This window comes from Viridibacillus arenosi (assembly GCF_001955655.1).
GTDB lineage: Bacteria > Bacillota > Bacilli > Bacillales_A > Planococcaceae > Viridibacillus > Viridibacillus arenosi.
Window position 1 is genome coordinate 134,590 of the sequence record NZ_MSPW01000003.1, and the last position, 14,502, is coordinate 149,091.

The 14,502-nt window shown below is 35.1% G+C and carries 16 protein-coding genes; 11 read left to right on the plus strand and 5 right to left on the minus strand.

Annotated elements, in window-relative coordinates; translation table 11 throughout:
* The first annotated feature begins 102 nt into the window (after positions 1 to 102).
* On the plus strand, positions 103 to 489 hold the full coding sequence (locus BK137_RS07265; RefSeq protein WP_038181875.1) for a hypothetical protein: 387 nt from the start codon (positions 103 to 105) through the stop codon (positions 487 to 489).
* A gap of 161 nt (positions 490 to 650) precedes the next feature.
* On the opposite strand, the gene BK137_RS07270 is transcribed toward BK137_RS07265, so the two are convergent.
* Positions 651 to 866 (minus strand): hypothetical protein, encoded by a 216-nt coding sequence (locus tag BK137_RS07270; protein ID WP_038181871.1) that lies wholly within the window; start codon positions 864 to 866, stop codon positions 651 to 653.
* 320 nt (positions 867 to 1,186) lie between these two features.
* Between BK137_RS07270 and BK137_RS07275 the strand changes: the two genes are divergently transcribed.
* The 4 genes from BK137_RS07275 (at position 1,187) to BK137_RS07290 (ending at position 4,008) form a co-directional block, all read left to right on the plus strand.
* A complete protein-coding gene (locus BK137_RS07275; protein ID WP_038181868.1) occupies positions 1,187 to 1,669 on the plus strand; it encodes an RrF2 family transcriptional regulator in 483 nt (160 codons plus the stop codon).
* Positions 1,670 to 1,700: 31 nt separating this feature from the next.
* Positions 1,701 to 2,645, plus strand: a complete 945-nt coding sequence (locus BK137_RS07280; protein WP_038181865.1) for an LLM class oxidoreductase — start codon at positions 1,701 to 1,703, stop codon at positions 2,643 to 2,645.
* Positions 2,646 to 2,772: 127 nt separating this feature from the next.
* Positions 2,773 to 3,000 carry a DUF896 domain-containing protein gene (locus tag BK137_RS07285; RefSeq protein ID WP_038183069.1) on the plus strand — a complete coding sequence of 76 codons (228 nt, stop codon included), beginning with the start codon at positions 2,773 to 2,775 and terminating at the stop codon, positions 2,998 to 3,000.
* Positions 3,001 to 3,015: 15 nt separating this feature from the next.
* A complete protein-coding gene (locus tag BK137_RS07290; protein WP_038181862.1) occupies positions 3,016 to 4,008 on the plus strand; it encodes an LLM class flavin-dependent oxidoreductase in 993 nt (330 codons plus the stop codon).
* Between the two features lie 101 nt (positions 4,009 to 4,109).
* Here BK137_RS07290 and BK137_RS07295 read toward each other — a convergent pair whose 3' ends face one another.
* The 3 genes from BK137_RS07295 to BK137_RS07305 form a co-directional block, all read right to left on the minus strand.
* Positions 4,110 to 5,402, minus strand: a complete 1,293-nt coding sequence (locus tag BK137_RS07295) for a dicarboxylate/amino acid:cation symporter (protein ID WP_038181859.1) — start codon at positions 5,400 to 5,402, stop codon at positions 4,110 to 4,112.
* Between the two features lie 353 nt (positions 5,403 to 5,755).
* On the minus strand, positions 5,756 to 7,021 hold the full coding sequence (locus BK137_RS07300) for a dicarboxylate/amino acid:cation symporter (RefSeq protein WP_038181857.1): 1,266 nt from the start codon (positions 7,019 to 7,021) through the stop codon (positions 5,756 to 5,758).
* A 259-nt stretch (positions 7,022 to 7,280) separates the two neighbouring features.
* Positions 7,281 to 8,330: a DctP family TRAP transporter solute-binding subunit gene (locus tag BK137_RS07305; RefSeq protein WP_038181855.1), complete on the minus strand. Its 1,050-nt coding sequence runs from the start codon at positions 8,328 to 8,330 to the stop codon at positions 7,281 to 7,283.
* A 97-nt stretch (positions 8,331 to 8,427) separates the two neighbouring features.
* On the opposite strand from BK137_RS07305, the gene BK137_RS07310 reads away from it, so the two are divergent.
* The 3 genes from BK137_RS07310 (at position 8,428) to BK137_RS07320 (ending at position 11,373) form a co-directional block, all read left to right on the plus strand.
* Positions 8,428 to 10,023 carry an ATP-binding protein gene (locus BK137_RS07310; protein WP_038181853.1) on the plus strand — a complete coding sequence of 532 codons (1,596 nt, stop codon included), beginning with the start codon at positions 8,428 to 8,430 and terminating at the stop codon, positions 10,021 to 10,023.
* A 14-nt stretch (positions 10,024 to 10,037) separates the two neighbouring features.
* Positions 10,038 to 10,721: a response regulator gene (locus BK137_RS07315; RefSeq protein WP_038181849.1), complete on the plus strand. Its 684-nt coding sequence runs from the start codon at positions 10,038 to 10,040 to the stop codon at positions 10,719 to 10,721.
* Between the two features lie 100 nt (positions 10,722 to 10,821).
* Positions 10,822 to 11,373, plus strand: coding sequence for a hypothetical protein (locus tag BK137_RS07320; protein ID WP_038181847.1), 552 nt, complete (start codon positions 10,822 to 10,824; stop codon positions 11,371 to 11,373).
* A 219-nt stretch (positions 11,374 to 11,592) separates the two neighbouring features.
* Here the strand turns inward: BK137_RS07320 and BK137_RS22245 are convergent, their stop codons facing one another.
* Positions 11,593 to 11,751, minus strand: coding sequence for a hypothetical protein (locus BK137_RS22245; protein WP_155981166.1), 159 nt, complete (start codon positions 11,749 to 11,751; stop codon positions 11,593 to 11,595).
* A gap of 491 nt (positions 11,752 to 12,242) precedes the next feature.
* Here BK137_RS22245 and dhaK point away from each other — a divergent pair, with 491 nt between their 5' ends.
* The 3 genes from dhaK to dhaM are packed head-to-tail and all read left to right on the plus strand — an operon-like array spanning position 12,243 to position 14,218.
* Complete coding sequence (dhaK, locus tag BK137_RS07325; protein ID WP_038181845.1) at positions 12,243 to 13,229, plus strand: dihydroxyacetone kinase subunit DhaK; 987 nt, start codon at positions 12,243 to 12,245, stop codon at positions 13,227 to 13,229.
* A 13-nt stretch (positions 13,230 to 13,242) separates the two neighbouring features.
* Entirely contained in the window at positions 13,243 to 13,851 is a 609-nt protein-coding gene (gene dhaL / locus BK137_RS07330) for a dihydroxyacetone kinase subunit DhaL (RefSeq protein ID WP_038181842.1), read from the plus strand.
* Positions 13,841 to 14,218 (plus strand): dihydroxyacetone kinase phosphoryl donor subunit DhaM, encoded by a 378-nt coding sequence (gene dhaM, locus BK137_RS07335; protein ID WP_038181839.1) that lies wholly within the window; start codon positions 13,841 to 13,843, stop codon positions 14,216 to 14,218. The genes dhaL and dhaM overlap by 11 nt, the downstream gene beginning before the upstream one ends.
* Positions 14,219 to 14,502: the final 284 nt, after the last annotated feature.

Sequence of the window (14,502 nt, forward strand, 5' to 3'; positions counted from 1 at the left end):
TTTTATATTACTTTAAGTTGAAATAGATTACTAATTATATATGATATTCATATTTAGACTATTTAAACAAAGTACGTACATTATAAATCAAGGAGAATCAAAGTGAAGAACTATATTATTGTATCTATTGGCTTATTATTGATTTGTGGTTGCTCTCAAACAAGTTCAAAAGAAAGTAAAGGTTTTATGGAAATAATTGGTGATATATCGGTATCTAAAATTGAAGTTATTGATGGACGAACTGGGGAAAGACATAGTACTACTGAAGATGAAAATATAGAACAGTTTTATCAGCTTCTAAGTGAAAGAGAATATAAAGAAATGAAAAATCATGAAAAAGTAAAGGGATATATATATTGCGCTGTTCTATATTCAGGAAAAAAAGATTTTAATGTAACCTTTTTAGATGATGAAATTGACATCAATGGTACTTATTATTCACTAAATAACCCAATATTAGAAGAAGATATATTCAAACTTTTAGAGTAAGGTAGACAGTTTAACGGCTGGAGGTTGATATGAGTCAATCCTGAAGTGTTTTAAAGGGTTATTCTTAGAAATTTATTATGAAAAACACATTCATAGTTAGAAAGTTTTATGTCATTTTGAACAGACTTTATTCGAAAGCTCAATAACTTAACTTAAAAAAATTAAAATGGAACAACTAAAAAAGCATCTCCATCGGAATAATGATCTCCCTGGAAATGCTTTTTGTGTTTATGGAATTGCACTTGTAATTTGTCTTTTTTCGTTTTAGTAGTTCTTGTATGTGTACTAAAAGCAACTTCTCCACGCTGTGTTGTTACATCCTTGCCTAAATTGCGTAATACATGCTGTCTATGACGTTTTGCTTTTGAGATAGCCAAATGATATCACTCCTTCTTTGAATTGCCTTTAGCATACATGAAGAGAGGGATAGAAGCAATACATAAAGCACCTAACAACGCATTTTAATTGAAAAGAAATCGATGAACTATCTCTTATCAGAAAATAGGATATAGTGTATGGAGTTATGAAATATGAATTAAATTCCTAAAGGTTAGAGCCAATTAGTTTACTTTATTAAAGACTTCAATTATTATTATCTAATTGCGACAAACATTATCCAAGTTAGATTGTATTGATAATTTCCTAAGTAAATAAATCTATTCATGTATATTGAAAAATAGAAAAAAGAGGTGATATTATGCAAATGAAAAAAGGAGTGGAACAGTCTATATCGGCTATTCTTATACTCAATCTACTGCCCGATAAAGCAGTGTTACCAGGAGAAGCCATTAGTGAACAGTTAGGAACTTCCGTGACTTATTTTCGGAAATTACTAAGAAAACTAGTTTGCGCTGATTTAATCATGTCCGTTCCTGGTGTAAAGGGTGGCTTTCGTTTAAATAAAAGGCCAGAAGACATTCGAATCTATGATATATACCTTGCGATCGAGGGTCAGCAATCGCATTTTGCACCAAGTGATGTACTTGATGATGTATTGAATTTAAAGAAGAATGATAGTTGTCGTTTGATTACTGAAATCATGGATGAAGCTGAAACTGCATGGCAGTCAGTTTTGAAGAACAAAACCATTGCGAAGTTATCAGAAGAATTACAACAAGAACGTTTTGCAAAAGAAGTTGAGATGTTACAACAATGGGTAAAAGAAAAGATGGTTTTATAAGACCTAGACACCCTTTTTGGAGGAATTAAGTATGAATCATTTTCAGTCACATCAAGGATTTTCGCATTCTTTTAAGGAAAACCGATTAACACTCGGTTTAGCATTTCCTTTAGAGGCATATACAGGAAGCACTCCTCAAATGGATATCGATGATCAAATAAAGCTAGCCAAACTAGCAGAAGATTATGGATTTGCCGCACTATTTGTGAGAGACGCCCCGATTTATGATCCAAACTTTGGTGACGTCGGCTTCCTATATGATCCTCTAATGTTCTTAACATATGTCGCAGCGAATACAAAAACTATTGCACTTGGAACGGCAAGTATTGTGACACCTTTGCGAAATCCACTGCATTTAGCAAAATCAACTGCAACATTAGATCAATTGTCAAATCAACGTTTCTTGTTTGGGACGGCGACAGGTGATCGCCCAATTGAGTTTCCAGCCTTTAAAATAGAGTCAGAGAATCGATCAGCCCTTTATCAAGAGAGTATTTCCGTTATGAAGACCGTATGGAACGAGACATTTCCACAAATTCAAACTGACCACGTTGCATTGACACATGGAGATGTAGTACCAAAGCCTGCTTTACAGGATATTCCTGTATTTGGGACAGGTTATTCAGGACAGACGTTAGAATGGCTAGCAAAAAATACAGATGGCTGGCTCTTCTATGCACAAGATGTAACAAGTCAGCGCACGCTAATTCAAAAATGGCGGCTTGCTAATGACACATTTAAGCCATTTATCCAGCCAATCACGATTGATTTGTCTGCTAATCCCAATGAAGCACCAAAACCAATTGCAGGTGGCTTCCGAGCAGGGCGGAATTTTATCATAGATTACCTTTCTGCATACGAGGCAGCAGGTGTTAATCACATTATGTTTGGAATGAAATATAGTCAGCGTCCTGCTGAGGAAGTCATTCAGGAGCTAGGGGAATTTGTTGTTCCAAAGTTCCCGGCTATTAAGTAGAATCTCAGTTTCAATGGCTTATATTGTTTCAATGAAATTCTAACGTTTTATCGAAATTAGAGCACTATGTATTTAATTAAAAATATAGTCAGTCGGATTTTAAAAAAAGAGAAAAGAGATGAAAAAAATGATACCAAGTTTAAAGCGTATTAATGAATTGGCTAAAAAGCAACGTGAGAGTGAATTGACAGCTACTGAAAAGGTAGAGCAACAAGTATTAAGAGAAGATTACTTACGTGAAATTCGTGGACAAGTACTTGAAACTTTCTCAGGTTTGAAGGTAATGGATCCACTAGGAAACGATGTAACTCCTCAAAAATTACGTTCTGAAAGAAAAATTGAATCCAACGAATAAAAGGGAGTTCTCACTATGAAATTAAGCGTATTAGACCAAGCACCTGTTACTGGGGGAAATGAAGAGAGAGACGCCGTTACAAAGGCGGTAGAACTGGCAGTCCTTGCAGATGAACTAGGATATCATCGTATGTGGATGGCTGAGCATCATAGCTCAAGGACTTTTGTCAGTGCAGCACCTGAAATTATCGTTAGCCATATTGCTTCGCGAACTAAGAATCTTAGAGTCGGTACAGGTGGGACTATGATGATGCATTACTCACCGCTAAAAATGGCTGAAGTATTTAAAACACTTAGTGCACTAACACCTGGACGTATTGATTTTGGGGCAGGGCGCGCACCGGGAGGCGATCAACTTTCGATATTAGCCTTATCTGAAGGGCGTCAGCCGATGTATCACAATATGTACGAGAAATTTGAAACGACCCTTCAATTAATTAATGATGAAGTACCTACAGAAGATTTGTATAAGCAAACAATTGCAGCACCATCAAGTATCGTATTACCCGAGGCATGGCTTTTAGGCTCTAGTGGTAATAGCGCCTTAAAAGCTGGCTCTTTAGGTGTAGGTTATTCCTTTGCACAATTTTTTAACGGCAAAATGTCTAAAGAAATTTTTGACACTTATAGAAAAAGTTTTAAACCATCTGTCTATATGGAAAAATCCGAAATAAATGTTTGTTATATGGTGACAACTGCTGAAACTCGTGAAGAAGCTGAATTTGAAGCTGGTCCCTATGATCTGTTTAGTTTATTCTTTATGCGTGGTCAGATTATACCAATGATGACGCCAGAAGAAGCACAAAATTATCAGTTGACTGAAATGGAGAAAATGCAAATTCAAGATAATCGAAGACGTCATCAGGTCGGTTCTGTAAAAGAAATCGCAACCTTTTTGGAAGAAGAACAAGCTAAGTATGGTTTTGATGAAGCGATGATCTGTAGTATTCCAAATTCGCAAGAGAAGCGTTTAGAAGTATATAGCTTATTGGCGCGTGAACTTTTATAAATAAAATGTGAATCAAATTTAAAGTTTACAGTACACTTAGCAGAAGTATTGCAAATTAAAAATGTACATTACTAAGAGTTATAGTAATGTACATTTTTTGTTTATTGAGTATTCAATTTTGATAGTACAGGAACATTTTGTACGGATGTTTCTGTACTTACTTTATTTTGAGCGCCAGTTGGATCGAATTCATTTTCTGATTTTGCTACGATAACAGTTGCAACACCGTTACCGATTAAGTTTGTTACAGCACGAGCTTCAGACATGAAGCGGTCAACTCCGATTAATAATGCAATACCTTCTACTGGAATCATCGGGAAGGCAGCTAAAGTTGCAGCTAGAGTGATAAAGCCTGAGCCTGTTACACCTGCAGCTCCTTTAGACGTTAACATTAATACCCCTAGTAACATCACTTGTTGCCAGATTGATAGAGGAACGTCATAAGCTTGTGCGATAAACATAGCAGCCATTGATAAGTAAATGGACGTACCATCAAGGTTAAAGGAATAGCCAGTTGGTACAACTAATCCAACTACTTGCTTCGAACATCCGTAGTTTTCAAGTTTCTTCATCATTGACGGTAGTGCTGATTCAGAAGATGAAGTACCTATTACTAGGAAAATTTCATCTTTAATATAGGCGATAAATTTGAAAATATTAAAACCAAAGTATTTTGCAATCGCACCTAAGATGAGAACGATGAATAAGAACATTGTAATATAAACAGATACCATAAGCAGACCTAAATTAAATAGTGATTTAACACCGAAGTTTCCAATAGTATAAGCCATTGCACCGAATGCACCGATAGGAGAGAGCTTCATCACCATACCGATAATTTTAAAGAAAATTTCTGATGTTTGTTCAAATAATTTAATAACTGGTTTTGAAGCCTCTCCAAGTGAAGCCGAAGCGACACCAAACAAAATAGCACAGAATAGAACTGGTAGTAATTGTCCAGCTGCTAGAGAGCCGAAGAAGTTATCCGGAATGATACTCATGATAAAACCAATTAAGCCTTCACTTTCAGCAGCTGCAGTTGTATATGCTGATACATCGCTGCCATTTGCTGCAGAAGTATCTAAACCTTTACCAGGTTGTACAAGGTGAACGACTAGCAATCCAATAGCTAATGCGATCGTTGATACTACCTCGAAGTAAAGTAGTGCTTTCCCTCCGATTTTACCAACCTTTTTCAAATCACCCATATTCCCTATGCCGATGACAACCGTAAGGAAGATAATTGGTGCAATTAACATTTTAATCATTTTGATGAAAATATCTGCTAAAACTTTTAACTTAGCGCCAAACTCGGGGAACACTGCTCCTACGACAACACCAAGTAGAATGGCGATAATTACTTGTACAGTTAGGTTTTTAAAATTGATTTTCAAATGTGTACCTTCTTTCTATAATGTGTTTTGATATCGCTTTCATTGCTATTATCATAATTGTAAAGAAAACGTTTTCATATATTTTGGTGATAATGTTCTTTTCGGTCGTTTTGGTCTTTTTATTTTTCGACTATTAAAAAATCTCCCAAATGTATATATGGCAAGGGTTTACAGGATATATTTTAATCGAAGGCTATTATTTTATTTTTATAGTACAGATAATAAAAATCTTTATGTACTAGTACAGTGATTTGTTTCTCCGTACAAAAAAGCCACCTGAGATAAACCCAAGTGGCTATATACGAAAGTCTTGTCTAGCAGATCGAGTGCTATATAGGACATTTGTATACTAGTTAATGTGCAGTATTTTCAGAATCCAATTCCTTTTTATAACCGTTTGTTGGATCGAATTCATTTTCCATTTTCGCAACAACTACTGTTGCAACAGAGTTACCGATAATATTCGTAATCGCACGTGCTTCACTCATAAATCTGTCTACGCCGATTAAAAGGGCAATCCCTTCGACAGGAATCATAGGAAAGGCAGCTAAGGTTGCGGCTAAAGTTATGAATCCAGACCCTGTAACACCAGCGGCCCCTTTAGATGTCAGCATTAATATACCAAGCAAAGTGATTTGTTGCCAGAAAGATAGTGGCACGTCATACGCTTGAGCGATGAACATCGCAGCCATTGATAAGTATATAGACGTACCATCAAGGTTAAAAGAATAGCCAGTCGGTACAACTAAACCGACTACTTGCTTAGAACAACCGAAGTTCTCTAACTTACGCATAATAAGCGGTAAGGCTGATTCAGATGAAGAAGTTCCAAGTACAATAAACAGTTCATCTTTAATATAATTTATAAATTTGAAAATATTAAAGCCGTAATATTTTGCTATGGAGCCTAATACGATAATGACGAACAAGAACATCGTAATATAGACTGATAACATCAGTTTACCTAATGACCACAATGATTCAAGACCAAAGTTACCGATTGTATAAGCCATGGCACCAAATGCGCCAATTGGGGACAATTTCATAATCATACTAATAATTTTAAAGAAGATATCTGCTACTTGTTCGAATAATTTAACAATCGGTTTTGCAGGGGCACCGATTGAAGCTGTAGCAACACCAAACAACACAGCACAGAATAATACAGGAAGTAATTCTCCAGCTGCAAGAGAACCAAAGAAATTCTCCGGAATTATACCCATGATAAAACTTGTAATGCCATGTTCAGATTCAGCAGCTTGTTTTGTAAATTGTGCTACATCACCTGCAGTTGCAGAAGAAGTATCTAAACCTTTCCCTGGTTGGATAATATGTACTACGATTAATCCTATTGCTAGAGCAATAGAAGATACGATTTCAAAATAGATTAAAGCTTTTCCACCAATTGAACCAACCTTTTTCAGGTTTCCCATACCTCCAATGCCAATTACGACTGTAAGGAAGATAATTGGAGCAATTAACATTTTGATTAGCTTAATGAAAATATCAGCAAGCACTTTTAATTGTGACCCGAAAGTAGGGAACAATGCGCCTACTATAATACCAAGAATGATTGCACAGATGACTTGAACTGTTAAGTTTTTAAAGTTAATTTTCATATGACTGGCCTTCTTTGTAATTTTATTTGGTATCGCTTACAACGATTCCATCATAACGCTGTTGTAAATGTTTTTAATGTTATGGTTTTAAAACTCTTTTTGATCATATTGGTCTCGAATTGTGTTAAAATTTAGATTCGCTCCAAAATGCAGTCATATCAAGGGATAAGAAAAAGCCTTGGAGTAATCCAAGACTTAAAAAAACTTAATACACAATTTTAAAAAATCCTTTTGTACTAGTACAGTTGTGTAATTGTTGTTATTTATTGTTAATTTCTTTTTCAATTTCCTGTAAAAATGTTTTACTTACTTGTTTACGATAGTTTTCGTAAATTGGTTTGAAGAGCTTTTGCCATTTTTGTTGTTCATCATATGATAAAGTTCTGATCTGAACATCGGATAATTGTTGTAAACTCTCCAAATCCTTATCATTCATGTGCTTTGAATGTTCAAAATTCCAAGAAGTAGCCTCATTAATAGCCTCTACTACTTTTTCCTGCAAATCGGTTGACAAACTATTATAAAAATCCTCATTCATCATAACAGCGTATCCAAGTACACCGTGATTTGTAATCGTTAAGTTCTTTTGTAGTTTATAAAAGCCCTTAGAGTAAATGTTGGAAATAGTGTTTTCTTGTGCATTCAATTCTTTTTTTTCAAGCTCTGTATATAATTCATCAAACGATGTTGCAACGGGGGTTGCTTGAAATATAGTAAACTGTTGTTGTAAAACCTTACTTGGCATGGCACGCACCTTAAGTCCCTTAAAATCTTCAGAGGTAAGTATCGGTTTGCCAGATGTTAGTATTTGCTTAAAACCATTATTCCAAAAAGCCAATCCTTTAATATTATAGCGTCCTAGTTGATTCAGTAACTGCTCTCCGAAAGGCCCTGTTAAAACTCGCTTCACATCATCTTCTGTATGAAATAAATAAGGTAAATCAAGCACTGACCATGTAGGCAACGTTTTTGTCATTTTTGAAAAGGATGGAGCAATCATTTCTACTTCTCCATTTTCCAATGCTTCCAATTCATTATTATCATTATAGAGCAAACCGTTTGGATAGATCACAACGCGGATACGACCATCTGTTTTTTGCTCTAATAATTCAGCGAATTTTATAGCAGTTTGACCCTTAGGTGTATTTTCCGCCACAATATGACTAAAATTGATAACGATTTGGTCATTTAAACCACCTTGTTCTTCATCGATTGGTAATGAGGAGTCTAATCCGAATTGTTGTTGATAGCCGATGATACCAATAAGTACTATTAAAGTGATGAAAGCTGTAGTAATATATAAACGCATTTATGTACTCCATAACATTTAGACTTTTTTCTTTACATTCTAACATAGTTTCTAATGTTACAATGAAGGCATTCTATAAAACATTCTAGGGGGCGCCATGAAAACAAAGCAAATATCGATGAATAGCAAAATAATGTCGCTCACCTTTTTCCTCATCGTTTTTTCATTATTAGTTGCAGGTATTTTCGTACTTGGTAACATAATGAAAACTAAAGAAAAAGAGCTAGGTACTGAAGCAATGTTAATAGCTAGAACGGTCGGAAAGCTACCGGAAATAAGGGAGCAGCTTGCTTCAAATAGATCCTTTGAGAAGAAGTCTGCTACTATCAATCAAACCGTAGAAGGTATCCGTGTCATAAATAAAGCGGATTATATTGTCGTTCTAGATATGGAGCATAGAAGGTTATCCCATCCTGTCAAAAGCATGATAGGGCAAACATCTAATACCGTTGATGAAAATGCAGCTTTTGTTGAACATTATTATATTTCCAAAGCAAAAGGTGAAATTGGTAGTGTAGTGCGTGCATTCGTTCCTGTTATGAGCGAAGAGCACAAACAAGTAGGAGTTGTAATCGTTGGTTATAGCTTACCAACTGTATTCGAGATTATTAAAAGCATTCAAAATGAAATTATTATAGCGACAATGCTGAGTCTTTTTTTTGGAGCATGGGGGGCATGGGTATTAGGCCGTCATATGAAGAAGCAGATGTTTGGCTTAGAGCCTCATGAAATTGCACGTCTTTATGTGGAACGGACAGAAACATTTAATGCAATGCATGAGGGTATTATTGCGATTGATAAAGAAAACACAGTAACCATTTTCAACAAGAAGGCTCGTCAAATTCTAGGTGTAGAGGGTGATGACTTTATCGGCAAGAAAATCTATCATATTTTACCTGATACACGTTTACCCGAAATTCTAGACTATAACGAACCTGTTTATAACAAAGAGCTCTTCATTAATCAGCACAGTATTATGAGTAATCGCGTGCCAATTGAAGTGAATAATGAAACGGTCGGGGCCATTGCTATTTTCCAAGATCGTACAGAAGTGAATAAGCTTGCAGAAGAATTAACAGGGGTTCAAGAGTTTGTACAAGCACTTCGTATTCAAAATCATGAACACAAAAACAAAATGCATACTATAGCAGGCCTATTACAGCTTGGACATTACGATCAAGCACTAGCTTATATTGTAAAAGTTAAAGAACAACAAGATGATATTACGAACTTCTTAGATGAACGGATTAAAAATCAGAATATTTCCGGCCTATTATTAAGTAAAATTAATCACGGTAAAGAACTAGGCATTGAAGTTGAAATTGATATGAATAGCCAGCTGTCCTATTTACCCGAAACACTAGCATTCAATGATTTTGTAATCCTTCTAGGCAATCTAATTGAAAATGCATTTGATGCACTATTAAATGTAGAACGAGAAGAAAAGCATGTTTTAATAAGTATCGATCAAGATGAACATACCTTATCCATTTTAGTGGAGGATAATGGGGCAGGTATTCCAAATGATAAACTGGAGCAAATTTTTCAAAATGGTTTTACAACAAAAGCTCAAAAAAATCACGGTATAGGGTTATACTTAATTGATGGAATTGTGAAAAAAGGAAACGGTACTATCGATGTATCCAGTACACCTGGTGAAGGTACAAGCTTTTTCATCACTTTTTATTTGTAAAGGAGGGCTTGAGTATGCTTCCCATTTCTGTGTTATTAGTAGAAGATGACCCGATGGTGCGTCAAGTAAATCGCCAATTTATAGAGCGTGTAAAAGGGTTTCGCATAGTCGGTACTGCAGGGAACGGTATCGAAGGGATGAAACAGATTAAGCAGTTGAAGCCAGATCTAGTCGTCATGGACATTTTCATGCCAGAACAAGACGGTATTAAAACGCTGCAAAAGCTTCGTGAAAGTGATACAAAGGTGGATGTCATCACAGTGACAGCTGCTAACGATATGAAAACAATTCAACATGTGTTACAACTCGGAGTATTTGATTACATTATGAAACCATTTACATACGAACGCATTAAACACACTCTTGAAAATTACATGCACTTTAAAGAAAAAGTATCCGAGAAAAACGAATTGACTCAGCGTGAGCTAGATGAATTATTACATCATCAACAAAATACTAGAAAAGAGCCCAATAACTTACCAAAAGGTCTAAACGGTTCTACTTTAGAGAAAATTGTTTCTTATATTGAAAAACAAGAAGCAGCCATTTCTGCTGAAGAAGTTGCCAATGGTGTCGGCCTTGCACGAGTTACAGCGCGTCGTTACCTTGATTATTTAGAAAAACAGCAAAAAGTCGTCATCGATATTCAATACGGTGGCGTTGGTAGACCGATTAATCAATATCGGATTATTCATTAATGTGGTATTACCGCGATTAGTTGAATTTTGGAATTGTTGGAGTTCTACAATTTTTACAAAAAAGATGCCAAGTTAGCAGTTAATTAGAGTTGGTGAAAATATGTCCAGAAAAATAAATAAATTATTAAAAGCATTTCCAATGGAATTAAAGGAAGATGTGATTAAAGTTTTAAGTATAGTTAACCATTCAAACAAGTTAGACTTTTCATATGGTTTTGAGGTTAATTATAGGGGAAGTAAGTTGAATATTCCTGAACGCATATATATTAATGAACCTTCCTTATTACAATACAGTTCATTAACAGATAGACAACAAGTAGTATTAAATTGTGTATTTACAAGGCACCATGATGGTTTTATTAGAGAAGAAAATTTAAAAAAGATAATTAAGCAATGCAATGACTACAATTGGATAATTCCCTATATAATTCAACTTACAGGGGAGTATGTAATCGAAATTTTACAAGTGATCAAAGATAATTTAGATAGTATTGATAAGAGTATCATAAAAGAGTTTATTGCAGAAAATGCAACATTTTATAATACAATTGAAAGTAGAGTAATCAGTTATTGGAATTGTAATTATCGAAGTAAATATCCAGCCAAAACAGATTATGTAGGTTATGAAATCATTGAATATTTCAATGCTTAAATGTTCTTTATATTGAGCTTAATTTTAATGGGGGATCCAATATTTTTTTGGAATCCCCCTAATTTTATTTGGAAAAATCAAAATGCATTTTTCGAACTCATCATCAAATGATAAAAATTCTCCTACCGAATGTGATACAACACTTCATTGATCAGATTTCTACAATAGTAGTAAAAAAGCTTGTGATTCTATAAAATCAACAAGCTCTTTTATCAACCTTTAAATATCTCGGAGTGTACCCCATACTACAGAAATATGTGGTTTCGTATTAACAATCAAATCTTTCATTAAAGAATCATTGAATGATACTTGAATAGATTCCTCGCCATTATTTTTAGTAATGACTAAAACTTCTACTTCTTCTAAATTCAATTCCATTCGTATCCTTTTTCCGTCTCTCCAAATTAATCTTAGTCGATTTATCGCAGGTTCAATAATTACTTCAAGTATTTCGTTATCTCGTCTCAATACAATGTGCTTTCGTTATAATACCAATCCAAGTCTTTGTCTAATATATCTGGTATGGATTCAAATACATCAATCAGTTCATACATTTCTGGGAAAGTTTCGATGGTATTCATCTTCTCTCTAATGATTCTATAGTCTATCAATTATTAAAACGTTTTCTATAGTATAGATTATTATTAAAATAATTATCTCGTTCTTTATAATTTAATTTTTGAAATCGCATATTTCTATGTAAAGAAGACAATTGGTTTTTTCACAAATTTATTACTGCGAATTGTATTAGAGTTCTCCTATTTTCCCAGTTAACTGCATAGATTGGTGATAGCAGACAAATAGTAGAATGAAAGATATTTTTTGTGCAACAATTTAAGATTATGTAGTTTTCATAGGGGGTATGAAGGATGAAGAAGATTATTAATCAACCTGAACAAGTGCTAGTTGATATGTTAGCTGGATACAAGCTAGTGCACGATGACGTGACGTATTTAGAAGATACTCATGTCATTACACGCGCTCAATTTACATCTAATAAAGTCGGCATCATTAGTGGTGGCGGAAGTGGGCATGAGCCTGCACATGCGGGTTTTGTTGGTCTAGGGATGCTAGATGCGGCTGTATGTGGACATGTTTTTACCTCTCCTACACCCGATCAAGTATTTAGTGCTATAAAAGCTGCAGATCAAGGTTCTGGTGTTTTCCTTGTCATTAAGAATTATAGTGGGGATTGCATGAATTTTGAAATGGCAAAGGATCTAGCAGAGTTAGAAGGTATTGCAGTAGACTACGTTATAGTCAATGATGATGTGGCTGTATTCGATAGTAGCTATACAGAGGGGCGTCGAGGAGTTGCCGGCACAATTCTAGTGCATAAAATTATCGGTGCAGCCGCAGAAAAAGGGGCTTCACTTGAAGACATTAAGACGCTAGCAGAAAGTGTCGTAGCACATCTTGCCACTGTTGGCGTTGCTATAAAACCTGCCATTGTTCCTGAGGTTGGTAAGCCTGGTTTTGACTTAGATGAGGATGAAATGGAATTTGGTATTGGGATACACGGAGAACCCGGTTATAGCCGTGAAAAAATCAAAACTTCTCGTGAAATTGCAGAAGAATTAATTCATAAAATTGAAATGGAAACCAAATGGACGACGGATCAAACTCTTGCTGTACTTATTAACGGTATGGGTGCTACGCCACTTATGGAGCAATATATTTTCGCACATGATTGTTTAAATATATTGCAAGAAAAAGGCTACAAAGTACAATTTAAAAAAGTTGGGAATTACATGACTGCTATTGATATGGCAGGTGTCTCTTTAACATTATTACAATTAGAAGATCCGAAATGGCTTGAATATTTAACTGAAAGTACACTAGCGCCTGCTTGGTAAGGGGGAGTTTCTAATGATCATCACAAAAGATTTGGCACAAAAATGGTTCACCGTATTTGCAGAAAAAGTAATTCAAGATAAAGAACAATTAAGTGAATACGATCGTATTATAGGTGATGGAGACCACGGCATGAACATGGCAAGGGGAGCGCAACAATTACTCTCTTCATGGCAAGAGTCTGTACCTCCTCATTTAGCAGATGTATTCAAGCATGCTGCGATGAAATGGATTAGCGGGGTAGGTGGAGCATCAGGGCCCTTATATGGTACAGCGTTTCTTGAAATGGCAAAAGCCATTGGCACGAAAGAAGAGTTACAGCATGATGAATTAATAAATGTAATCAAAGCTGGATTTGATGGGATAAAAAAACGAGGAAAATCAGATATCGGCCAGAAAACAATGCTAGATGTATGGGCGCCAGCTATTGAATCCTTAGAAGAAAAACAGCTAACAACAGAGATATTAGAAACAACTCTAACAAAGGTTACCGAGTTAAAGGCAACTAAAGGCAGGGCATCCTTCTTAGGGGAGAGGTCTATAAACGAAGTAGATCCAGGTGCCGCTTCCTCTAAACTGTTTTTTGAAGCACTATTAGAAGCAGGTGATTTAAATGACGACTAATATCGGCATAGTCATGGTGTCACATAGTAAGGATATCGTAAAAGGTTTGTATGACTTAATACACCAAGTTGCACCTAATGTGTCTATCACATTTGTAGGTGGAACAGTGGATGGTGATATTGGCACCAGCTTTGAAACAGTTCAACAAGCAATTGAAGAAAATACAAGTAATCAACTGTTCGCTTTTTATGATTTAGGTAGTGCCAAAATGAATCTAGAAATGGCTGCGGAACTCTCAGAGAAAGAAATTGAGATTATGGATGTCTCGTTTATTGAAGGTGTCTATTGTACAGCAGCACTATTTGAAATGAACGCGGATTTACCTGCAGTTATAAATGAGTTAGAGAAATTAATGATTAAAAGATAAGGCTAAACTAACTCTGATAGTCTATTAAAGTTCGATAAAAATCACCTCTTTCGTTTTTATTAGAGGTGATTTTTTATTGTATATTTATGTTAAAGTAAATTTGGAGATAGTGAAGAAATGTACATGAAATCAAAACCGATTCTGTTATATCCAATATTTTCATATATAGTTAAAATTTGATTGACATAGGAATTTACTTTATGCTATATTTCGTGTAATAACTTTGAAGGGAAGATGAGTGGACAATGTTAAACTAATTCTATTTTTTACAAAAGAGTATATAC

Bases quoted from the DNA above. Each gene is read 5' to 3' on its own strand.
- BK137_RS07285 (WP_038183069.1), top strand. From the start codon at position 2,773: ATGATACCAAGTTTAAAGCGTATTAATGAATTGGCTAAAAAGCAACGT.
- BK137_RS07315 (WP_038181849.1), top strand. From the start codon at position 10,038: ATGCTTCCCATTTCTGTGTTATTAGTAGAAGATGACCCGATGGTGCGT.
- BK137_RS07290 (WP_038181862.1), top strand. From the start codon at position 3,016: ATGAAATTAAGCGTATTAGACCAAGCACCTGTTACTGGGGGAAATGAA.
- BK137_RS07280 (WP_038181865.1), top strand. From the start codon at position 1,701: ATGAATCATTTTCAGTCACATCAAGGATTTTCGCATTCTTTTAAGGAA.
- BK137_RS07275 (WP_038181868.1), top strand. From the start codon at position 1,187: ATGCAAATGAAAAAAGGAGTGGAACAGTCTATATCGGCTATTCTTATA.
- BK137_RS07300 (WP_038181857.1), bottom strand. From the start codon at position 7,021: ATGAAAATTAACTTTAAAAACTTAACAGTTCAAGTCATCTGTGCAATC.
- dhaM (WP_038181839.1), top strand. From the start codon at position 13,841: ATGACGACTAATATCGGCATAGTCATGGTGTCACATAGTAAGGATATC.
- dhaL (WP_038181842.1), top strand. From the start codon at position 13,243: ATGATCATCACAAAAGATTTGGCACAAAAATGGTTCACCGTATTTGCA.
- BK137_RS22245 (WP_155981166.1), bottom strand. From the start codon at position 11,751: ATGGAATTGAATTTAGAAGAAGTAGAAGTTTTAGTCATTACTAAAAAT.
- BK137_RS07305 (WP_038181855.1), bottom strand. From the start codon at position 8,330: ATGCGTTTATATATTACTACAGCTTTCATCACTTTAATAGTACTTATT.
- BK137_RS07310 (WP_038181853.1), top strand. From the start codon at position 8,428: ATGAAAACAAAGCAAATATCGATGAATAGCAAAATAATGTCGCTCACC.
- BK137_RS07320 (WP_038181847.1), top strand. From the start codon at position 10,822: ATGTCCAGAAAAATAAATAAATTATTAAAAGCATTTCCAATGGAATTA.
- dhaK (WP_038181845.1), top strand. From the start codon at position 12,243: ATGAAGAAGATTATTAATCAACCTGAACAAGTGCTAGTTGATATGTTA.